Here is a 22,546-nt window from a genome sequence, read left to right as displayed (position 1 = left end):
TGATGAAAGAAAACAATTTTTTTAAAAGACTCTTTAGATCTTTAAGGGTTAATAAGAGTATTTCTATAGATTTAGGTACAGCGAACATTTTAATTTATGATAAACAAGAAAATAAAATTGTTTTAAATGAACCTTCAGTTTTAGCCCGTGATAAAAAAACAGGTAAAGTTATAGCTGTAGGTCATGAAGCACGTGAAATGTTAGGTAAAACGCCAGATAGTATAGAAGCAATTAAACCTTTAAAAGATGGAGTTATTGCAGATTTAGATGCAACTCGTGAAATGCTTTCAAACTTCATGTATAAAATATATGGTAGCTCAATATTTAAACCAGAAGTTATGATATGTGTACCACTTGAAGTTACTCCAGTTGAAAGAAAGGCACTATTTGATTCAGTTATAGGTGCAAAAAAAATATATATAATTGAAGAAGGAAGAGCTGCAATTATAGGTTCTGGAATAGATATATCAAAACCTGCAGGTAATATGGTTATAGATATAGGTGGAGGTTCAACAGACGTTGCCATATTATCACTTGATGAAGTTATAGCATCAAAATCTATTAGAATAGCTGGAAATAGATTTGATGAAGATATAGTAAGATATGTTAGAAATAAATATAATTTACTTATAGGGGATAGAACAGCTGAAAAAATAAAGAAGGAACTAGCAACAGCTATGATAGAAGAAATTCCTAAAACTATGATAATAAAAGGAAGACAACTTGATATACAAACACCAGTATCATTAGAAATAAATTCAAATGAAGTGTATGAAGCTATTAAAAATTCTTTATATGACATAATAAATGCAACAAAAGAAGTTCTAGAAAAATCACCTCCTGAATTATCAGCAGATATCCTAGATAATGGTATAGTAATGACAGGTGGAGGATCTATGATAAAAGATTTTCCGGCACTTGTAGAAAAAGAAGTTAAAGTAAAAGTTTACTTGTCAGATCATCCATTAGATTCTGTAGTTCTTGGTGGAGGAAAAGCATTTGATAATAAGAACTTATTAAAAACATTACAAATGAGAGAAAATTAAGAGGTAAGGTATGCGTACATATAAATTTTTTTCAAGAATAATGTTTATAGCAAATTTATTTAGTATTATTTATGGTTTATTACATATAGATGTAGGTGATTCACCAAATGAAGCAGCAGTTCCATATGGGTGGATATATATTCTTTTTCTATTTTTACCATTAATAGCTATACATATGGTAGGTATGATAGGTACAATAATGATGTTGCTTGTAAGATTTAAGTATAATACTAAATCTTTTTATTTAACACTTATTTGTTGGGTCTTATTAGTATTAACATATTATTATTGGAATATAGAATTACTATTACCAGGGGTAATATTTGAATCTATTAAAAGTGCTGTAGGTATTGTTTTATTCTTTATTTTAACCCTTTATTTATTCGTAAGTTCTAGGTATTTAGTTCTTAAAGAATTAGATGAAATTATAGGCCCTAAAGAAAAAGAATTAGAAGAAGTTGATGATATAGAAAAGTAGATCAATATTTATGAGGACTTAATAAAAATAATATTTTAAGTCCTCATTTTTTAGTTTCTTTAATATATATGGGGGTAGAATATATGCTTAATATTGTATTGTTTAATAAGCAATCTAAAGATCGGCATGAAGAAAATCCAGATTTAAAGGGTAATATGAGAGATTATGCAAGTTTAAATGAGCTATTAGTTCTAGCAAATATAGAAAGTTATAATGCAGTGTTAATTGGAAAAGGTATAGAACAAAAGGAAAGAATGATAGAGCTTATAAAGTTTGGAAGATCATAATTATTATCACTTGAAAGATTAAATTTAAAAGATATTAAGAACTTAGAAAATAAAATTAAGAAATAGTATAATTAATAATTTTGATTAGATATATTTATAAATATTTTAACTTAAATATTGGAATAATACTAAAAATAGAATATGCATTTTAAATAGTGCATATTTTATTTTATTTGAATTATTTATCTAAATAATGTAAAATATATATATGTTTGTACTTGAAAGGAAGTATAATATTTATGAATGATTTTGAAAGAGAAATGCAAAATCTTAAAGATTCATCTAGTTTTTTATTTTATTCTGATGGTAGAATTTCTTTATATAATAAATCTTTAGAATTTGCAAGATTACTACTTGAGGATAATAGCAAAAATATAATAACAAATCCAGATTTAAAATATTATGAAGATATAAAGATAGATGATGTAAGAGATTTAATATTAAATGCTCACGAAAGTTCTTATATATCTAAAAGAAAAGTATATATAATAAATAATATAGAAAAAGCTAAAAAAGAAGTATTAAATGGTCTTCTTAAAATAATAGAAGAACCACCTAAAAATGTTTATTTTATACTTTTAACTAAAAGAATGGATATACTAGAAACTATCAAATCAAGAACTATTAAAATAAATTTGACTAAAAATATTCCTGTTGAGTTATTAAATTTAAATAAAATTATGTTTGAATTTTTTGAGTATGATATAGAATATTTAAAAGAATTTTTAGAATCTAATATAGATATAGAGCAATATAGTGTAAATAACATTGATGAGTTATTAGATTATTTAAATAGTTATTACATAGAAGAAAATTTAATTAATAGAATAAAGTATGAACGTGTTATTGAATTTTTAGTTAAAGAATTAAAGTTTATGAAAAATGAAGAAACTATTATACTAAAAGATAGGTTATTAGAATTAATATCTAATAGTAAAGTTAACAAAATTACAAGAGAAAGAATGTATAATGTTATAAATTCTTGTATATTAAAGGCTCAAAATAGACTTAAAAATGAAAAAATAGAAAGATTAATAGAATATAAAATGGGAATAAACTCTAATGTAAATATTAAATTGATATTCTTTCTATTTATAAATATTCTTTCTAATTAAAGGAGCAGAAATGAAAATTGGTATTTTTGATTCAGGAATAGGTGGGGTAACTGTTTTAAATAGAGTTAGATATAAATATCCAGATATTGATATAGTATTTTTTGGAGATACATTAAGACTTCCGTATGGTGAGAAGACTAAAGAACAAATTCTTACATATTCTAGAGAAATAGTTAAGTTTTTAATTGATAAGGAAGTAAGTGTAATTTTAATAGCTTGTAATACAGCTACATCTTTAGCTTTAGATGAATTAAAGAATGAATTTAATTTACCTATAATAGGAACTATAGATCCGGTTGTAGATAAATTGATAAGTAAAAATTATAATAATGTTGGACTTATTGCAACAAGTTCTACTGTTAATTCAAATAAATATTTTGAGGCTATAAAAAATAGAAATAAAGATATTAATCTAATTAGTAAAGCAACTCCTTTATTTGTACCAGTTATAGAAGAAGGAATAACAAAAGGTCCGATTATAGATGAACTATGTAATGTATATATTGATAATATGAAAGATAAAATTGAATCTCTAATTTTAGGGTGTACACATTATTCTACTATAGAAAATTCAATATCAACTAAATATCCTAATATAGAAATAGTTAATTCATCATTTGAAATTGTTGATGAGTTAGAAAAATATATTAGTGATAGAAATAATAAAAAAGGTAAAGTAGAATTCTATATTTCAGGAAGTCAAGATAAATTTAGAAGTAATATTAAAAAAATATTTGGTATTGAAGATGCAAATATTTATGGAGGTAATATAAATGTATGAGTATTTAGAAGGGATTTTAACTATTAAAAATTTAGCTTATGTAGTTATAGATATAAATGGGATAGGCTTTAAAGTAAATGTATCTTTAAAAACTTATGAAGCTTTAAATTCTATAGGTGAAAAAGAAAAATTATATATATATAATAAGGTATCTGAAGATGATATATCATTTTTTGGATTTAAAACTGAACTTGAGAGAGAAATATTTAAAGAATGTTTATCTATAAGTGGGATAGGGGCTAAAAAGGCTATAGCTATACTTTCTACTTTTACTCATAATGAACTTGCTGGAATCATTGCATCAAAGAATGCAAAAGAATTGTCTAAAGTTCCTGGAATAGGAATTAAAAAAGCAGAAAAATTAATTATTGATTTAACAGATAAATTAAATAACCTTAAAATAGATACTATAGGTTCAGATGATTTATTAGAAATAATAAATAATAAAGAAAACTTAAGATTAGCTTTAGAATCTTTAGGATATGAAAAAATTAATGTATCATCATTTATAACAGATGATGAAATAAAAGAAATGGATATGCAAGCATTAATAAAACTTGCATTATTAAATATAAATAAAAAGAAGAAATAGGTGATAAAATTGAAAAATTTAGGATGGATTTTAGTTGTTATAGGGGCAATGATGTGGGGTGTTGATGGTGTGTTATTTACACCAAGATATTTTACTTATGGTTTATTTAATGTGGTATTAATAGTATTTATGGCTCATCTTATACCAACTCTTATAATGAGTGTTACAAATTATAAAGAATACTTAAATTTTAAAAATATTTCAAAAAGTGATTTATTTTATCTATTACTTATAGCTTTATTTGGAGGAACTATAGGAACTTTATCTATAGTTCAGGCATTAAAATTAAGTGAGTATAATCCTTATAGTTTAGTTATATTAATACAAAAATCTCAACCTATATTTGCAATATTATCTGCATATATAATTTTAAAAGAAAAACCAGGTAAAAGATTTTACAAAGTATTTGTAATAGCAATAATTTCATTATACTTTTTAACATTTGGATTGAGTAATCCATTTAATCTTGAAGTTAAATCTTTATATGCTTGTTTATTTTCACTTGTTGCAGCTATAAGTTTTGGGATTTCTACAACATTTGGAAGAAAAGTTTCACTTAATTTATCTGCAAGTACATCAACATTTTATAGATTTTTATTAACAACTATTATAACAGGAGTTATGTTAATATTAGATTTAGGAAATACAATAGAATCAGTTACATATGTACGTGATAATAAATATATATTGGTGCTTGCGGTAATAATCGCTGTTTGGGGAATGGTTGCAGTTAGAATATACTATAATGGTTTAATTAGAACTAGTGCCGTTTATGCCACTATATGTGAATTAGCTTTTCCACTTACATCAGTAGTACTTGATATGTTTGTTAATGCTAATTATTTAGATCCAGTAAGACTTATATCAGGATTAGTTTTACTTGTTACTATAGTATATTTAAATTTAAATAATGAAAAATAAACCTGTAATTTAAATAAAAATATGATAATATATATTTAATATAAACAGGTTACTATGTTTATATTATTTCCTATTATGGATACTTAGTTAAGTATCCATTTTTTTATTGTAAAAAATAATATAAAATGGTAAAATTAAATGTATAAATATGAATAGGAGTAAGAATGGAATATATAAAAATAAGAGGAGCTAGGGAGCATAATCTTAAAAATTTTGATATAGATATACCTAAGAATAAATTTGTTGTAATAACTGGTGTTAGTGGTAGTGGTAAATCATCACTTGCATTTGAAACTATTTACTCAGAAGGACAAAGAAGATATGTAGAGAGTCTATCAGCGTATGCAAGACAATTTATAGGACAAATGAAAAAACCTGAACTTGATAGTATAGAGGGATTATCTCCAGCTATTTCTATAGAGCAGAAATCTGTTTCAAAAAATCCTAGATCCACTGTTGGTACAATGACTGAAATCTATGATTATATGAGACTTTTATGGGGACATATAGGACATGCACATTGCCCTATATGTAAAAGTGAGGTAAAAAAACAGAGTATAGAAGAAATAACTAATGAAATACTATCTAAATGTAATGAAAAAGATAAACTTATTTTCCTTGCACCTCTTGTAAGTGATAAAAAAGGGACTTTTAAAAATTTATTTACCAATTTATCAAGACAAGGATATCTAAGGGTAAGAGTAGATGGCAATATATTAGAGTTAGATGATGAAATAGAATTAGATAAAAATAAAAGACATAATATAGAACTTATAACAGATAGAATAGTATTTAAAAAAGAAAATGAATCAAGAATAAATGAAGCAATTACAAATGCTATTAAAAATGGTGAAGGTAATTTAATTGTTAATATTAATGATAAAGATTATAAATTTAGCGAAAATTTTGTATGTACTAATCATCCAGATGTTTCTTTTCCAGAAATAAATCCAAGATTATTTTCATTTAATGCACCATTTGGAGCATGTCCTGATTGTAATGGACTTGGTTCATCATTTGAAGTAAATAAAGAAGCATTTATAGTTAATCCAGATATAAGTATAGAAGAAGGTGGTATGAGTATAGTTGGAGGAGCGAGTAAAAATTCTTGGACTTGGAGATTATTTATAGCATTCCTTGATGGTGTTGGCATAGATAAGAATAAACTTGTAAAAGATCTAACTAAAAAAGAACTAGATTTAATATATAATGGATCGGATAAAGAATTTCCATTTGAAATAAATACTAGAGAATATCAATTTTCTGGATATAAAAAATTTGAGGGATTAATTGCACATACTAAAAGACGTCATAAAGATTCAATGAGTGATTCTTTAAAAGAAGAAATAGAAAATAAATATATGATTGATACAGAATGTAGTACATGTAAGGGTAAAAGATTAAATGATACAGTACTTTCTATAACAATTAATGATAAGAGTATAATTGATGTTACTAATATGAGTATAGTAGAATCTTTAAAATATTTTAATAATTTGGTTCTTACAGATAAGGAATCTCAAATTGCAGAAGAAATATTAAAGGAAATAAGGGATAGACTATCATTTTTAACTAATGTTGGACTTGAATATTTATCTCTTTCAAGAATGACTAAAACATTATCTGGAGGAGAATCTCAAAGAATAAGACTTGCAACACAGATAGGTTCAAGATTAACAGGAGTAATATATGTTCTTGATGAACCCAGTATAGGACTTCATCAAAGAGATAATGATAAATTACTTGCAACTCTTAAGGAACTTAAAGATCTAGGTAATACTCTTATAGTTGTTGAACATGATGAAGATACTATGCTTGAATCAGATTATTTAATAGATATAGGTATAGGTGCTGGGAAGTTTGGAGGTAGTATAATAGCTAAAGGAACTCCAAAAGAAGTTATGAAATCTAAAGAATCTTTAACAGCAAAATATTTAAATAAAGAAATAGAGATTAAACCTAAAGATAAATTACGTGAAAGTAAAGATTATTTATGTGTTAAAGGTTGCTGTGGAAATAATTTAAAAAATGTTGATTTAAAAATACCTTTAGGTATATTTACAGTAGTAACCGGTGTTAGTGGTTCGGGTAAATCTAGCTTAATAAATCAAACTCTATATCCTATACTACATAATCATTTAAATGAGAGAACTATGTTTCCTTTAGAATATAAAAAGGTAGAAGGACTAGATAAGGTATCTAAAGTAATAAATATAGATCAAAGTCCAATAGGTAGAACACCACGTTCAAATACAGCCACATATACTAAGATATTTGATGATATTAGAGGTATATTTGCAGAAACTAATGATGCTAAGATACATGGATTTGATAAAGGAAGATTTTCATTTAACGTTAAAGGCGGAAGATGTGAAATGTGTAGTGGTGCTGGTATAAATAAAATAGAAATGAATTTTTTACCAGATGTTTATGTGGAATGTGAATTATGTAAAGGTAAGAGATATAATAAGGAAACATTACAAGTTAAATATAAGGGTAAAAATATAGCAGAAGTTTTAGATATGAGTGTTATAGATGCTTATGAATTTTTTGAAGCAATACCTAGCTTAAAAAGAAAATTACAAACTCTTATAGATGTAGGTATGGACTATATTTCACTTGGTCAACCAGCTACAACTTTATCAGGTGGTGAAGCACAAAGAATTAAACTTGCAACGGAACTTTCTAAAGTTACTAAAGAGGGAACTATGTATATTTTAGATGAACCAACAACAGGATTACATTTTGAAGATGTTAGAAAACTATTATTGGTACTTGATAGATTAGTGAAAAATGGTAATAGTGTTGTTGTTATTGAACATAATTTAGATGTTATCAAAACAGCAGATCATATTATCGATATAGGGCCTGAAGGTGGAGATAAAGGTGGAAAAATTGTTGTAGAAGGTACACCAAAAGAAGTTGCAAAAAGTAAAAAATCACATACAGCAAAATTTTTAAGAAAATATATTAAGTAGGAGTAGATATATATGCATATTAATCAAGAAGTAAAAAATTTACAAATATCACTTATTAGACAAATAGCAATAAAAATGCGTGAATATGAAGATGGTATAAATATGACTATAGGGGAACCAGGAAATGATATACCAGAAGATGTTAAAAAATATATGTCAGATATAACTTTAAATAAAAAATTAGGATATACAGCAACTGGAGGAGCACCAGAATATAGAAAAGCTGTTGCTGATTACTATAACAAACTTTATGGATCAAACTATAATTGGAAAAATGCTCTTGCAAATGCAGGTTCAACAGAAGGTATATCATCTTTTTTAAGAACAGTTTTAGAACCAGGGGATGAGGTTGTTATGCCAACACCTACATATCCTGGATATGAACCTAATATACTTTTAATGCATGCAAAACCTGTATATATTGATTTAGTTGATCAAGATTTTGTTCTTACAGCTGAAATATTAGAAAAGTATATAACACCAAAAACAAAGGTAATAATCCTTACATATCCTAATAATCCTACAGGTGGTGTTATGTCACTTGAAGAAATGGATAAAGTTGCAGATTTATTAAGAAAGAATGATATATATTTATTAAGTGATGAAATTTATTCTGTTCTTGCATTTGAGAAATATAATTCATTTGCAAGATATACAGATTTAATTGATAAGATAGTTATAGTAAATGGATTTTCAAAATCTCATAGTATGACAGGTTATAGAGTTGCTTATACACTTGCATCAGAAGAGGTTATTAATAATATGAATAAAGTTGGTCAATATACTATGACAGGAGTTAATACTGTAGGACAACTTGGGGCAATTTATGCTATGGAACATGTTCCAACTAGAGAAGATGTAGTAGCAATTAATAAAGAAAGATTACTTTATATGAAAAAAGGTTTAGAAGAAATAGGGTTTAAAGTAGTAAATCCTGAAGGAGCTTTTTATTTATTTGTTGATTATAGAATGTTTTCTGATAAGAATTCTTTTGATTTTTCTATGGATGTTTTAGATAAAGTTCATCTAGGTATAGTTCCAGGTATATGTTTTAGTGTAGAAGGATTCTTTAGACTTGCAGTTACTCATGATTTTGAAGAAATGGATGAAGCTTTAAGTAGATTAAAAAAATATGTAGGTAAAAATTAAATGAAAAAAAATGATATGATAGAATTAAAAATAGTTGGTATTGATTATCCTGCTAAACCTTATGGATATTATATGGATGATGAACGTAAATGTTATGTTAATAAAAATGTAGGTATAGGGCAAAAAATATCAGCTAGAGTTGGTAAAATTAAGAATAATAAAATAGAACTAAGAGATATAGAAATATTAGAAAATGGTGAAGATACAGCTACTCCTTTTTGTAATAAATTCAATATATGTGGAGGTTGTTCATTTCAATATATGAGTTATGATCAACAATCAGATCTAAAGGCAAATTTAGTATTTAAAATGATAGATAATACTATAAAGACCAAAGATTATTTAAAGTTACCAACTGTTAAAATGGAAAAAACTATAGAATATAGAAATAAGATGGAATTTAGTTTTGGAAATGAATATAAAGACGGGCCTGTAGTACTTGGTTTACATAAAAAAAATTCTTTTCATGATATAGTTTATGTTAATGATTGTATGCTTATGGATAATGATTTTAGAACTATAATGACATATACAAATGATTTTTTTAGAAGAAATAATATAGATTTTTATCATAGATTAGATCATATAGGATTTTTAAGAAATTTAGTTATTAGAAAAGGTGAAAAAACTAAAGAACTTTCAGTAAATTTAATTACGACATCACAAATAAAAGACTATGGTATAGTTGATGAATGGAAAAGTGGACTTGAAAAATTAATTCTTGAAAGAGATCTAAAATCTATAATTCATACTATAAATGATGATAAATCAGATTCAGTTAAATCTGATGTTGAAAGAATATTAAAAGGAAGTAGAGATATAAACGAAAATTTATTTGGATTAAATTTTAAAATAAGTCCGTATTCATTCTTTCAAACAAATTCATATGGAGTAGAGAAGCTTTATGGTGAAGTTATCAAAAATTTAGAATTGATTACAAATAATAATAAAGAAAAACCAGTAGTATTTGATTTATTTAGTGGTACTGGAACTATAGGACAAATTATTTCTAAATATTCAAAACAAGTATATGGGATAGAAATAGTAGAAGAAGCTGTTATAAAAGCAAATCAAAATGCAAAAGAAAATAATATAACTAATGCAGAATTTATTGCAGGAGATGTATTTGTAAAGTTAAAAGAATTTGATGATAGAGGTATAAAACCTGATATATTAATACTGGATCCACCAAGAGCAGGAGTTGGTGAAAAAACTATATTAAAATTAATAGAATATGAAGTAGATAATATTATATATGTATCATGTAATCCTAAAACTTTAGCAACAGATTTAAAAATATTTGAGGATAATGGTTATATATTAAAAAGATTAGTCTGTGTAGATATGTTTGGTTATACACCTCATGTGGAGTGTGTGGTATTGATGTCAAAAGTTGCACCTAGTAAGTAAATAGAGTGTAGAAAACAAAGGTTTATTCTTAGACTATCGTTAAAAGGTATCGGTAGTTTGGAGTAAGCCATGTTATTTGAGAGAAAATAAGGTTGAGTGGGAACATATCCATAGCCTAGAGTTGACACTAGGGAATGGATAACAAGAAAAAATGCACCCACTTGCACCCAGCTAAATATTTAATAATTGTAAATATCCTAATTAACATTAAAATATAACTAAGAAACAAGTATAATAAAATATTGGTGGAGAATCTCTATGAACGGAATAAAAGATATTGCTGAAAATGTAACTGTAATACAGAAGCAGAGAGTTATAAAAGATTATGCTGTGGGATATATGCTTGTGTAAGTACAGGCCATAAAGGCCAAATGGATAGTTTATCGGCACAAATATCGGGATTGACGAGACTAGCGGCTGCACATAGAACATGGTTTGTAGCGGATGTTTTTATTGATGTTGTATCTTATCTGCTAAGACAGGATCAAAAAGATCAGAATTTAATAGAATGATAAATGAGTGCGAGCATGGAAATTTAGATATTATTCTTACTAAAAGTCTTAGCTGTTTGGACGTGATGCTAAAGAAGGTTTAGAAGCTATTAGAAGAATACGAGCAGCAGGGAAAAGAATTATCTTTGAGAAAGATAAGATTACAGAGACCGTTAAAGATGAATTATTGATTAGTATAATTGAAGCGTGTGACCAAGAAAAAAATGACTGGAGAAGCGAAAATATATGCTTGGGCTTAAAATACAGAGCCGAGGATGGAACATCAGGACTGTATAATAGAGTGTCTGTTACGGCTATAAAAAAGATAAGAATGGAATGTTTATCATTGATGAAGAAGAAGCAAGAGTTGTTAGAAGAATTTACGATTGGTATCTTGAAGGATATAGTATTGGTGGAATCATAGATAAACTGGAAGAAAAGAAAATAAAAACATCTAAAGGCAAAGAGCGATGGAGTAAAAGAGCAATTGAATCCATGTTAATACGAGAAAAATATACTGGTGATGTGGCAATTTCGGATTCAGGAGGAACGGAGAATCGTTATTTGAATAAGAACCATCACGAAGGGATAATTTCAAAAGAGCAATTTGAAGCAGTTCAACTAGAAATGGAACTTCGTAGTAATGTTGAAATTGGAGAAGCTGGAAAGTCTCGAAGAAAGAGTAAAAAGTATAGTTCGAAAGGAATCAAATAGATAGGAGGTATAGATATGAGAACAATGTTATTAAGTTTTCGTTACGATGTATTTCAAAGAGTTATTTCAGGTAGAAAGATTTATGAACACAGAAGGTCATTTCCAGATGAACCAGTAAAGGCATATGTATATGTTAGCAGACCTATGCAGGCAATATGTGGAATAATGTATCTCAGTAATAAGACTTCATTACTTGAATGGAAAGAAAAATATAAGGAAGATATGGCTTGTGTTGGCAGAATAGAAGAGTATTTGAAACAACATAAATATGGCATGGAAATAAATGAATTTGTTTTTACTAATGCTATCCCTTTAGATGATTTGAAGAGAGATTTATCGAAATTTTTAATTCCGCGAAGCTACTACTATATTGAGGATACAGAATTGTTGGAATATCTTGAGAAAAATATGAAAATACAAGATAAGAGTATTACGCATTCTTTTGAAAATACATCAAGTGATATGATATGTAAATCATAGATATTTATGGTTACATCTTGAAATTAGATTGAAAATAGTTTATAATAAGACTAAACTTAGACTAAAGGAGGCTGGATATGAATAATGACTTGATTTATCTTGCTACTTATGTTTTGCAACAAGATATGAGAGTTCGAATGCCCAAAAGTATTTTGGAAAATCTAAATCTCGAAAAAGGAAAAAGTAGATTTATGATTTATTATGACAAACTAAATCAGCAGCTTATTCTTAAGGTAGAAGATAGCGTTGATAATAATCAGGAGGAAAAGTAAATGTCAGAAATCGAAAATGGTGCATCAATTTCAGAGGAAGAAAAGAAGAATATATGGGATAATACAATCCCTGTTGAAAAGAGTTCATATCTTGTAGAAGATGTGAAGTTTATTAATTACGATAATGTAGTACCACCAACAGATAAATATACTATGATTGACTTATTCTGTGGAGCTGGTGGATTTGCAGTAGGTTGTGGTATGGCAGGTTTTCAGTCAGTTGTTGGAATTGATAATTTTAAGCCAGCTATGGAAACATGGGCATATAATCATCCTAATGCCTTGGGTTGCTTAGGAGATATTAGAAAAATCGATTCACTTGATATTCAGAAGATGTTAAAGGAAAAAGGAATTGAAAAAATACATTTATTAACAGGTGGTGTTCCTTGTCAGGGCTTTTCTTTAGCAAATAGAAAACACAATGACTTTGATGAAAGAAACTTTTTATTCCTTGAATACATGAAATTTGTAAAAGTATTTGAGCCAGATTATATTATCCTTGAAAATGTTTCTGGAATGAGAAGTACTGCAGGTGGTAAGTTTGAGGAAGATATTAAACAGGCTATGGATGAGTTAGGCTATACAGTAAATGTAAAACTTATCAATGCTGCTAACTTTGGCGTTCCTCAGATACGTCATCGTCTAGTATTCGTTGGTGTTAGAAGAGGATTAGGTTTTGTAGATAAGTATGAATTCCCAGAAGGAGATTATGCGGATGCATCAAATCCTACAATCTTTGGATATGATAAGAAACCATACAGAACAGTATATGATGCAATTTCAGATTTACCAGGTCTGGAAAATAACGAATCAAAAGATTCATATGGCGGAGAAGCAATAACGGAATATCAGAAGATTCTGCGAGGAGAAGACCCAGCATTTGATATTGCTAAACCTGAGAAACTAAATAATCATACTGCTCCTAACCATACAGAGGATACAATAAAGAAAATTGCAGAAACTAAACCAGGTGAGCCAATGTATGAAAGGTTTAAGCAGAGAATTCGTCTTTCAATGGAAAATCCAAGTCCTACTCAGTTAGCTGGTGGAATAAGACCACAGTTCCAGCTTGGACATCCTGTTCAGCCAAGAGGATTATCTATTAGGGAGAGAGCAAGAATACAGAGTTTCCCTGATTCATATGTATTTAAGGGTGGCACAGTACAAGAGAGAGTGCAGACTGGAAACGCTGTTCCTCCTCTAATGATGTATCCTGTTTCAAAACTGATTGCCGAAGATTTAGACAGAAAGTATAAATAAGATAAGTAATAATAAGGAGTATGCAATTATTTAGATTGCATACTCCATTTTGTTTTTATGACCAAGAAGCTTTTCCTTGCCAAGTCTCTACTATTAGTTTATGTAAATTACAGAGAGGACCAGGGTTACCACTATATGCTAGAACACCTTCTATAGAGTTCTTAAATGTATCAAAGGTGGGATGATATCCTATTCGGTCAAAGAGTTTATACTGCTCTATTTCTGTATAAAATGATTTGAGTCGGGTTTCAGATACTAACACATCATTTATTTTGGAATTATCATCTGAATCGTATCCGGGCTTGCATTCAATAATGTAAAAAATATTATCTTTGTATGCGACCAAATCAGGTTTATAAGCATATTTGCTTCCTTTGTCACCGGTTGGATTTTTTATCTCTATGACTGGTAAATGGTCAACTCCGCGAGCTGGTTGACCGGCAATAACATCAAAACCATTTTTTCTAAGCCATCGCTTGGCGCCATTATATACTTCTTCTTCTGTTAGCATTGTTTACCCCCTAACCATAATATATCCGTCTTTGAGTAAGAACATGTTCGCTGTAAGATACCAATTGCAACTCTTAGTTGTAGGGTCATTAGGATTTTTGGAATTCCAGATATCAATAGTAAGCTTAGGGAAAGATAACACAAGATTATTGTTTTTATCTTCCACAGCACTACCAGTTCTGCATACCATATAGTCATAAATGAATGTGGTTCCAGTATATGGATCCTGACGTTTACATTTGTCTGGAGTCATATCCATCTTATAAACATAGGTGTATTTTCTATTCTTAAAACTATCAGGAACATTAGTAATACCATTGTTCCTCAAGAATGTTGTTGTTAAAACTTTTTCTACAGATGGAGGAAGAGTACCATATGAAGGACGGATTTCTAAACGTCTTCTATACTCGTAATCCATATATGCCAACTGATTCTTAATGCCATCACAATTCTTATTAAAACCACTTTCTACATATGATTTTATTATTTCTTTGATAACATCATTTTCTGTTCCATCTACGATAATTTCACCATTTCTATCCGTAGGCCAATTAACGCACATGATCGGGGTATCGTGAATAGCAAGCATCTTTTTTGCGGCATCTAAGAGTCTTATATTAAGGTTACAAATGTTTGCATTAGCACCATGCTTTTTAGCATCAAATGGGAAGTAGTAGATTGTTGGAATACCTAATTCAATTGCTCTAACGAGTCTGGCAAATCTCTGACCAACATTGTGGCCAGTAGGAACCTCTTGTGTGATTTCAATTACCAATAGAGGTTTGTTGTCTTTAATCACAATAATATCAGGCTTATCATACTCGGTGATTTTGTCTATTAAAGCGGTATTGTTACCTCGTCTTTCAATGATATGATATCTGTTTGCATCAATATCAAAAGCTGGGTGAAGCTGAGAAAACCAATCAGCCTCAGTTAAACTGTCATAATAAATGTCAAAAGTTCCATAATTATTCATAGTCATCGCTCCTTTGTGTTTTATTTGAAATATTTAATTAATTCCTTTGCTATGTTAAAAATCATTAACGGTGGGACTGCATTACCTATTTGAACTCTTTCTTGAACAATGCCTCCCTTGAATATATAAGAATCAGGAAAACTTTGAATACGAGCTCTTTCTCTGGTTGTTAGTCCTCTTGCATCAGTAGGGTTACCAAATTGAAAAGAGGGTCTGATACCTCCCGCCAATTGAGTCGGACTAGGGTAATTTAAGGACAGGCGAATTCTTTGCTTAAATGTGGGATACATATGTGTCCCTTGTGGTGTGTTTCCAATCATATCAACAGTCGATTGAGGGTGATTTGGTGACACATGGTTATATAGTTGAGCGGGCTGCTCTACTGGATAATCTTCTAAACCACGTAACATTTTTTGATAATCGTTTTGAGGTGGAGACTTATATGTGTCACTTTTTTCTCCAGTCTTAATGCTTGGTAAATCAGAAAACGCATCATCTACGGTTCAGTAATTTTTCAGGAGAAAATGTTCCTTGAGGAAATACAAATTCAGAATCAATATTCAATGATTTGCTTATGCCAACAAACAGCAATCTTTGCCTTTGTTGAGGAACACCATATATCGTGAGCCATCTTCTTCAACCCAGTCTTTAATGCCACAAAATTCAAGATTGGATATAGTCAACCAGGTTTCTTCCTTTATTTCTCTGACCATTGAATCAACAACAGATTCTCTGTTCTCAACATGACCACCAGGAAAAATTAACCACAAGAGTCCTTACCGACTTCTTCCTCAACTAGGACATTACCGTTTCTATCGTAGACCATGCACATATTGGTGAGTTCCACGGATGTATTGCGATTCATTGGTATTATCAAATCCTAATCCTTTATTGTTTCCATGATGTCCTCTAATTTACAATCCATTGCTTCACAGATTTTGATAAGGACATCGGTGGTGATATTTGCACCTTTACCAAGCTTGGCAATAGATGCTGCACTTATTCCGGCAGCATCTTTTAAATCGTTTTTGTTCATTTCTTTGTCGATTAACATCTTCCATAATTTGTTATAACTAATTCTCATGTCTCAACCTCCTTGTGTTATAGAAAAAAATCAAAGGGATCTTTTTATTTCTGTCTATCTATGAGATAGTTCTTTAATAATTCTACATCCTTACTTATATCTCGTGGCTTAATTCGGTTTATAACTTTTTCTTCAACTTCTGGAGTCCAGTAAATTTTTAGTTTTTCCCTGGCTCTTGTGATAGCAGTGTAGAAGATATTGTGTGTTACAAGTTCTTCAACCTCATCGGTAATGACGATTTTTACAGAGTCATATTCCAATCCTTGCGCTTTATGAATGGATACAGCATAAGCGAATTGAAATGGTACAATAGTGAATGAGGTACTTTCATCTCCATCTTCGTCAGCGCTCTTTAATTTGTGTACATAAAATCTAACTAACGATTTTCCTTCGCTTTTCCAACATTCAAGTAGTTCGAGGTTAATACGCCAAAGATCACTTTCATTTACTACCTTAGGTATTTCAATATCAAATTGAATGCGTTCTTCATTAGTGTCTGGGTCTAAGATTTCAATTCCCTTTATGATTCCCTTCATATTATTGTGTATGACAGGGAAGAACCTATCCGAATCAAGGAAGAGAATCGGGTCTCCAACTTTATATTGTTGAATGGCCCATTGTATAGCGGGGTTGGGATTGCTTTCCTGTAAGAATCTATTGATGTTGTTGATTCCATATAAACCATCATAGTTCAGGCAGAGAATAGCCTCTTCTGGGTCAAGAGAAGAGAGCAATGATTCATCTACTTTTAAGGAGTAGCTTTCTCTTTCGATAACTTCTTTTGCAGTATCATCCATCTGTCTGACCTTATCCCAAAGTTCAAATAATCGTTCATCTTTGGTTCGATGGGGCTGGGTAAGTTCAAATACAGCACTTTCTGGTAAAAATGCTTTTAATACTGAGAACCAATTTCCAAATTGAATGGCGTCAATCTGATAAGTGTCTCCAACTAATAAAAGCATTTCAAAATTTGCATTTTGAAGAATCTCAACCATATCTTTATTGCTGACTGTACTACACTCATCAATAACCAATAACTTATACTTCGCAAAAGAAGCCACTCGGCGTTTAAAACTTTCAATTGTTGAGAAAGTTGTATTTTCTGCATCAATCTTTCGCATCAGGTTCTCTTTTGCTGGATTTGTTTGGGTTAGATATAATTTGGCATCATCATTTAAGTAGTGAGAAACATGATTTATAAGCGTAGATTTACCTACACCTGCAGAACCATATATCACACCAACTTTTGATTCCGAAAAAATGCGAGTGATGATGGCTTTCTTTTCATCACAATCAATTTCGTAATCATCAAATAGTAGCCAAATGTCCACATCATTACTGTAATTTTCGATACCAGATTTAGCCAACTCCTGTAATTTCTCGATTATAGTGCAAGTATCAAGCTTGTAATCGTTTATAAATACCTGATTGTGTTCAAGCATTAAATCACTTGCAGGTCTGTGGCCTGAGTAAAGGCTATTGTTATATTTTTCAATGAGCTTTGGATAATCTGGGAAATTACTCAATTCCTCAATATCTGTAAAGAGCTGACCTTTACCTTCAGTGTTATTCCTTATAAACCTTGCGAATAATTCCGGACGTTTATCCTTGCATGGAATACAATCAAATACATCTGATAATTTTGGATTGTGGCCAACAGGAGATTTGTTAAATGGTAAAGAATCAAACTGTCTGCAACCATTAGATAAATACAAACCGGAAAGATAACTGTTTCCGGCGTGTACCCACTCTTCATAGTATTTGCTATAGTATCCATTTGAATATTGGCTCTTGATTATGACGTTGTTCATGTTATAAAGAAGATAACGTAGCACATTTTGTCCTTTACGCCCATTTCGTATAAGATTTCTACATTGGTCTAGAATTGGAATAAAAATAGTGGATTTAAGGTTATTTTTCCATTCTAGAGTAAGTTCATCATATGCCTTATCTGGAAAGTCCATTATCGAAGTAAGGGTGTATTTTTTCTTGGTAAGAAACTCACAGATTATTCGTTGTTCTGGATACGGTACTCTTTTTTTCTCTCCTTTTATCAATTTGATAAAATTTTGAAATTCACAGTCACGAATGGATACCTCCCAACCATCAATAATGATGATCGGCATTGTTTTTCCTAGTATATCGATAGTTTCATGTATTAGATGAAATTTAGATGCATAATTTCTTTTGATTGGAAGTTTGGTAAAAGCAATTACGCTGTTAGATTTGGATTTGTTCTTCCTATCATCTATAGGCATAAATGTGATTTCATAGTATATTTTTCTGTTTACAAAAAGTGGTTTGATTTTCTGAATATAGTATTTATCTTTACTGTCACTATGTAATGGCACGGGATGTTGTTCTATTTTTTCAGAAATTTTTTTATAGTATTCCTGTAAAGTATCATCTAAATGAAGAGGAAATTTGTCTATGTTATGTAATACCTCGATACCAAAGTAGTTCCAGATAAGATTTTTGGCTTCTAATAGGTATTGATAGTACTTCAGCATTAATCGTTCAGAACCGTCTTCATCCAAAGTGTATTGTGTAGTGACTACTTCCAGGTAATTATGGAATTTATATAAGGTGTACAGTTCGCTGTTTATCTGTGCAAACTCGATGGCATTTGCTATGTTTTCAGTATTGATAGGTATTTCTCTGCCGCTAGCATAAAACTTGAGCATGATGTGATTTACGAACTTTGTTAACTGCTCTAAAATGTCTTGAGAAATAGCACCACGAGAATTATTTTCTATTTCATCTAAATGCCTACAGATAACACTATCTATCTTCTTGATAGATTCATTGATTGTTGGCATTAGCATTCCTCCCTTCGGTTATTGATATTCTCCGTCATCCCAATCATCGATAAAAGCATCATACGGAAATGACCATGCGAATTGGTCTGGATGAAGCTTTATATACAAATTGCGTATTTTGGTTCTTGAACTTTCTAAAAAAGGAGTTGCAGAGCCACGTGATAAGAAGCTATTGCTTATATTGTTTAATTCGCCAAGTAAACCAAAAACATATGATTTTAAAGATGGATCAGCAAATGTATCTGCTTTTGACACCCATCTGGTTTCATACAAGTCTTTTATTTTACATGGCAGAGTCATGTCGATTAATGATGCAGCATAGTTTTCTCCAATGAGAGAAACCATGATTTCGTCATAATCTGCTGTGAACTCTTCAAGTAGTAAATTGTCTTCAGAAGAATAGGGAGATTCATCTGCTAGTTCTTCTGGAATTGGAATACTTATTGTTCCGGTAGTACTGTTACCATCTAATTCATTTAGTAGGTTGCTTACTGCGTTACCCCACGCATCGACTACTGCCTGTCCAGATGTCAGTATCTTTTCTTCAAGAATATCGTGTGAATTTTTATCAGCACTCTTCGGAGTGCTTTTTCTTTTGGCTGATGCAGCATCTTTGATTATGTCTTTAAAAAGATAGGAGATCTTCTCTGAGGCATTGTGTGGAGTAATATTTGTAATTTCTTTCTCAAAGGCATCACTTAAATTCTGAGCCGTGTCTTCTGATTCAAATGAATCAAGGTACTCTACAAATTGCTCTGCATCTAAGTATGGAACAATTGTCTTAGCAATCTTTCCAATACCTGACCCTTTGTAGTAAGACCTATAAGTTTCAATCTTAAAATGTCCAAGCAGGTCAACTGACTCAATTGGAACAATCGATTCAAATAAAGATTTGGTGAATGTTCCGCTATTATATGATCCTCCGATAAGAGGTTTTAGTTTTTTTGCAAACTCCTCAAAATTCATTAAATTCACCTCTTTAATAGTTGTTTCAAGTAACTCACCAAAACTCACCATTGCTCACCTAATCGAATATGTATACTCGTAAGTGTAAAAAACAGGCAACAAGGTACTTGCATAGGTTCAATGGTTTGCGAGAATTTGTCTACGGACTATTATATCAGAAATTTTTGCAAAATTCTACACTTTCCCGTGAACAAATTATGCGTTCGAAGAGAATTGCTCGTTTATACATATTTTTAGTTCACTCTAATAAAACACTGCTATTGATTTTGATACATAAATTGTTGTGTATCAAATTGAGTGGCAGACACTCAAATATTAAATATCACAAGGCCTGATTAGCTATAAGGGCATTGGGATACAGATATCGACATCAACTACAGGAGAACCTGTGGAAGGTGTGATAGAGGTACCCTTATTTCCTTATGCCATTTTTCAGGCTTTTTGGGTCGGTACTTCTACAAGCGCTGGCCTTTATTTGTTCCTATTGCCCTTCTGCAAGAATCAGGCAGAAAGGCAGACATTATGAAAATTAAGATGCGTTACGAGGATGCATACCAAACCTTAGAGGTTGAAACAAAGGAGATTGAAAAATGGTTAAACATCTCAATCACAGAAGAAGAGAGTCAAGAAGACTACGAAAAGAGAATCCAGGATGTAATCGAAAAGAGATTTAACAGACCAGATTACAACAGCTGGCACAAGCATGACCGTCATACTGGCAATGCTTATATGAAAAGCAAAGATGGAACAGTTGAGGTTAATACCGAAGAGGCAATCATGTTCAGAGCAGCTGACAAGTCTGCTTTCTACAGTTCTATCAACGGTGTACATAACCAAATCGAATATGAAGAATACTGCAAAATCTTGAGAAATTTTCTTAAACCAGAAATTGCGGACATGGTGATTGCTATTGCTCTTGATGACATGATTGTCGGTGAGTATGCAGAGTTAATCGGTGACGATTCAAATAATGTCAGCCATCGTTACAGACGTTCAATTAAAAAATTAAAAAAGTTTTTTCAAAAACGTCCTTTTAACTCTTCTCCCAAGGCTACACGTTAGGAGGGTGACACCTTCAAGAAATTATAAGGAGGTAATTCGCATGGAATTACAAATTTTTAATAGCACAGACTTTGGCTCTGTAAGAACAGCAACTGTTAACGGTGAGATTATGTTTGTTGGTAAGGATGTGGCATATATCCTCGGATACCAAAATGGTAGTCGTGATATTAACCGCCACGTTGATGAAGATGACATACACAAGGTTATGATTTTCGATGGTAACCAGGATAAGGAAACAATCCTTATTAATGAGTCAGGTCTTTACAGTCTTATTCTTTCAAGCAAGATGCCTAATGCAAAGAAGTTCAAGCATTGGGTTATATCAGAAGTTCTTTCGGCTATTCGTAACCATGGTATGTATGCGATTGATGAGATTCTTAGCAATCCTGATCTTGCAATTTCAGCACTTACTCAGCTTAAGGAAGAGCATGAGAGAAGACAGCAGCTTGAAACATTAGCACTTGTTCAGAGACAGCATATTGCAGAACTTCAGCCAAAGGTAAGTTACTATGATCTCATTCTTCAGAACACAAACACAGTTCCTATCACACAGATTGCAAAAGACTATGGCATGAGTGGTCGAAAGTTTAATGAGTTACTTCATAAACTTGGGGTTCAGTACAAGTTTAGAAAGACATGGCTTTTATATCAGCATTATTCCGAGTTTGGATACACACAGTCTCGTACCTACGCAATTGATGAAAGAAGAAGTGTGATGCATACTTACTGGACTCAGAAGGGAAGACTTTTCCTTTATGACATTTTGAAGAACGAAGGCATCTATCCATTTATCGAACAGGAGGATTAAGAGATACTGGTATTGATAAGTTTAATCATGAAGCTTATTCAGACCTTACAACATATGAGGCTCTTACTAATATCCACTGTGAGGAGATAGCAGATGATAAGAAGTCTGCCTATCTTCCTTTGGTGTATGTATCCCACCTTTCGACAAAAAACAGTAATCAAACCATACTCTAACACCTATAAACATTGGTGTTTTTATTGTCAAATTGCACTTTAAAGTAACAAACGCAACCCCTAGGTTACATAAGTAAAGTATAATAAATAGATGATTTGTATAAAAAAACAATTCAATTTAAAAAAGTTAAAAAAATAAAAATATGATATAATGTAGAAAAGATGAGAGTTTTA

Annotated in this window: 24 protein-coding genes; 16 read left to right on the top strand and 8 right to left on the bottom strand. The window is 30.4% G+C overall.

The genetic code is table 11. The features are described from left to right. The first annotated feature begins 2 nt into the window (after positions 1-2). The 14 genes from AYC59_RS05160 to AYC59_RS05090 all read left to right on the top strand — a co-directional run bounded on the left by AYC59_RS05160 (position 3) and on the right by AYC59_RS05090 (position 13,974). Positions 3-1,046, top strand: a complete 1,044-nt coding sequence (locus AYC59_RS05160) for a rod shape-determining protein (protein WP_066895896.1) — start codon at positions 3-5, stop codon at positions 1,044-1,046. Between the two features lie 10 nt (positions 1,047-1,056). After that, on the top strand, positions 1,057-1,524 hold the full coding sequence (locus AYC59_RS05155) for a hypothetical protein (RefSeq protein WP_066895892.1): 468 nt from the start codon (positions 1,057-1,059) through the stop codon (positions 1,522-1,524). A gap of 83 nt (positions 1,525-1,607) precedes the next feature. Further along, positions 1,608-1,811: a hypothetical protein gene (locus tag AYC59_RS05150; protein ID WP_245620662.1), complete on the top strand. Its 204-nt coding sequence runs from the start codon at positions 1,608-1,610 to the stop codon at positions 1,809-1,811. A 239-nt stretch (positions 1,812-2,050) separates the two neighbouring features. Next, positions 2,051-2,926, top strand: coding sequence for a DNA polymerase III delta subunit-related protein (locus AYC59_RS05145; RefSeq protein WP_066895890.1), 876 nt, complete (start codon positions 2,051-2,053; stop codon positions 2,924-2,926). A 10-nt stretch (positions 2,927-2,936) separates the two neighbouring features. Then, positions 2,937-3,707 (top strand): glutamate racemase, encoded by a 771-nt coding sequence (gene murI / locus AYC59_RS05140; RefSeq protein ID WP_066895887.1) that lies wholly within the window; start codon positions 2,937-2,939, stop codon positions 3,705-3,707. Beyond that, positions 3,700-4,299 carry a Holliday junction branch migration protein RuvA gene (ruvA, locus tag AYC59_RS05135; protein WP_066895884.1) on the top strand — a complete coding sequence of 200 codons (600 nt, stop codon included), beginning with the start codon at positions 3,700-3,702 and terminating at the stop codon, positions 4,297-4,299. Before murI ends, ruvA begins: the two co-directional genes overlap by 8 nt. Next, the gene (locus AYC59_RS05130) at positions 4,300-5,220 is read left to right on the top strand and encodes a DMT family transporter (protein WP_415635715.1); all 921 of its coding nucleotides are present in this window, start codon (positions 4,300-4,302) and stop codon (positions 5,218-5,220) included. A 164-nt stretch (positions 5,221-5,384) separates the two neighbouring features. Beyond that, entirely contained in the window at positions 5,385-8,198 is a 2,814-nt protein-coding gene (gene uvrA / locus AYC59_RS05125) for an excinuclease ABC subunit UvrA (RefSeq protein WP_066895881.1), read from the top strand. Positions 8,199-8,210: 12 nt separating this feature from the next. Continuing rightward, a complete protein-coding gene (locus AYC59_RS05120) occupies positions 8,211-9,347 on the top strand; it encodes a pyridoxal phosphate-dependent aminotransferase (RefSeq protein ID WP_066895878.1) in 1,137 nt (378 codons plus the stop codon). Then, on the top strand, positions 9,348-10,757 hold the full coding sequence (rlmD, locus tag AYC59_RS05115; protein ID WP_066895875.1) for a 23S rRNA (uracil(1939)-C(5))-methyltransferase RlmD: 1,410 nt from the start codon (positions 9,348-9,350) through the stop codon (positions 10,755-10,757). It abuts the gene before it with no gap. An 827-nt stretch (positions 10,758-11,584) separates the two neighbouring features. Then, positions 11,585-11,962 carry a recombinase family protein gene (locus AYC59_RS05105; RefSeq protein ID WP_066895872.1) on the top strand — a complete coding sequence of 126 codons (378 nt, stop codon included), beginning with the start codon at positions 11,585-11,587 and terminating at the stop codon, positions 11,960-11,962. 15 nt (positions 11,963-11,977) lie between these two features. Beyond that, positions 11,978-12,442, top strand: a complete 465-nt coding sequence (locus tag AYC59_RS05100; RefSeq protein ID WP_066895869.1) for a hypothetical protein — start codon at positions 11,978-11,980, stop codon at positions 12,440-12,442. A 77-nt stretch (positions 12,443-12,519) separates the two neighbouring features. Continuing rightward, positions 12,520-12,714 carry a sucrose-6-phosphate hydrolase gene (locus AYC59_RS05095; protein ID WP_066895861.1) on the top strand — a complete coding sequence of 65 codons (195 nt, stop codon included), beginning with the start codon at positions 12,520-12,522 and terminating at the stop codon, positions 12,712-12,714. Beyond that, positions 12,715-13,974, top strand: coding sequence for a DNA cytosine methyltransferase (locus tag AYC59_RS05090; RefSeq protein WP_066895858.1), 1,260 nt, complete (start codon positions 12,715-12,717; stop codon positions 13,972-13,974). A 55-nt stretch (positions 13,975-14,029) separates the two neighbouring features. Here AYC59_RS05090 and AYC59_RS05085 read toward each other — a convergent pair whose 3' ends face one another. The 8 genes from AYC59_RS05085 to AYC59_RS05055 form a co-directional block, all read right to left on the bottom strand. Then, entirely contained in the window at positions 14,030-14,485 is a 456-nt protein-coding gene (locus tag AYC59_RS05085) for a hypothetical protein (protein WP_066895856.1), read from the bottom strand. 3 nt (positions 14,486-14,488) lie between these two features. Continuing rightward, the gene (locus AYC59_RS05080) at positions 14,489-15,460 is read right to left on the bottom strand and encodes a hypothetical protein (protein WP_066895854.1); all 972 of its coding nucleotides are present in this window, start codon (positions 15,458-15,460) and stop codon (positions 14,489-14,491) included. Between the two features lie 20 nt (positions 15,461-15,480). Further along, the gene (locus AYC59_RS05075) at positions 15,481-15,870 is read right to left on the bottom strand and encodes a DNA cytosine methyltransferase (protein ID WP_066895852.1); all 390 of its coding nucleotides are present in this window, start codon (positions 15,868-15,870) and stop codon (positions 15,481-15,483) included. A gap of 82 nt (positions 15,871-15,952) precedes the next feature. Then, on the bottom strand, positions 15,953-16,081 hold the full coding sequence (locus AYC59_RS08285; protein WP_156445487.1) for a DNA cytosine methyltransferase: 129 nt from the start codon (positions 16,079-16,081) through the stop codon (positions 15,953-15,955). Continuing rightward, positions 16,033-16,230, bottom strand: coding sequence for an NUDIX domain-containing protein (locus tag AYC59_RS08280; RefSeq protein ID WP_066895850.1), 198 nt, complete (start codon positions 16,228-16,230; stop codon positions 16,033-16,035). Before AYC59_RS08280 ends, AYC59_RS08285 begins: the two co-directional genes overlap by 49 nt. A gap of 110 nt (positions 16,231-16,340) precedes the next feature. Further along, complete coding sequence (locus AYC59_RS05065; protein WP_066895848.1) at positions 16,341-16,544, bottom strand: helix-turn-helix domain-containing protein; 204 nt, start codon at positions 16,542-16,544, stop codon at positions 16,341-16,343. Between the two features lie 44 nt (positions 16,545-16,588). After that, entirely contained in the window at positions 16,589-19,363 is a 2,775-nt protein-coding gene (locus tag AYC59_RS05060; RefSeq protein WP_066895846.1) for an ATP-dependent DNA helicase, read from the bottom strand. Between the two features lie 18 nt (positions 19,364-19,381). Next, entirely contained in the window at positions 19,382-20,380 is a 999-nt protein-coding gene (locus AYC59_RS05055) for a hypothetical protein (protein WP_066895844.1), read from the bottom strand. A 471-nt stretch (positions 20,381-20,851) separates the two neighbouring features. Between AYC59_RS05055 and AYC59_RS05050 the strand changes: the two genes are divergently transcribed. Both AYC59_RS05050 and AYC59_RS05045 read left to right on the top strand, forming a co-directional pair. Then, entirely contained in the window at positions 20,852-21,391 is a 540-nt protein-coding gene (locus AYC59_RS05050) for a hypothetical protein (protein WP_066895842.1), read from the top strand. A gap of 40 nt (positions 21,392-21,431) precedes the next feature. Continuing rightward, positions 21,432-22,199: a phage antirepressor gene (locus tag AYC59_RS05045; protein WP_066895841.1), complete on the top strand. Its 768-nt coding sequence runs from the start codon at positions 21,432-21,434 to the stop codon at positions 22,197-22,199. Positions 22,200-22,546 lie beyond the last annotated feature (347 nt).

The sequence above is a fragment of the Pseudostreptobacillus hongkongensis genome (assembly GCF_001559795.1).
GTDB lineage: Bacteria > Fusobacteriota > Fusobacteriia > Fusobacteriales > Leptotrichiaceae > Pseudostreptobacillus > Pseudostreptobacillus hongkongensis.
The sequence above is the reverse complement of the archived record's forward strand: the minus strand, read 5'-3'. Positions and strand labels throughout refer to the sequence as shown.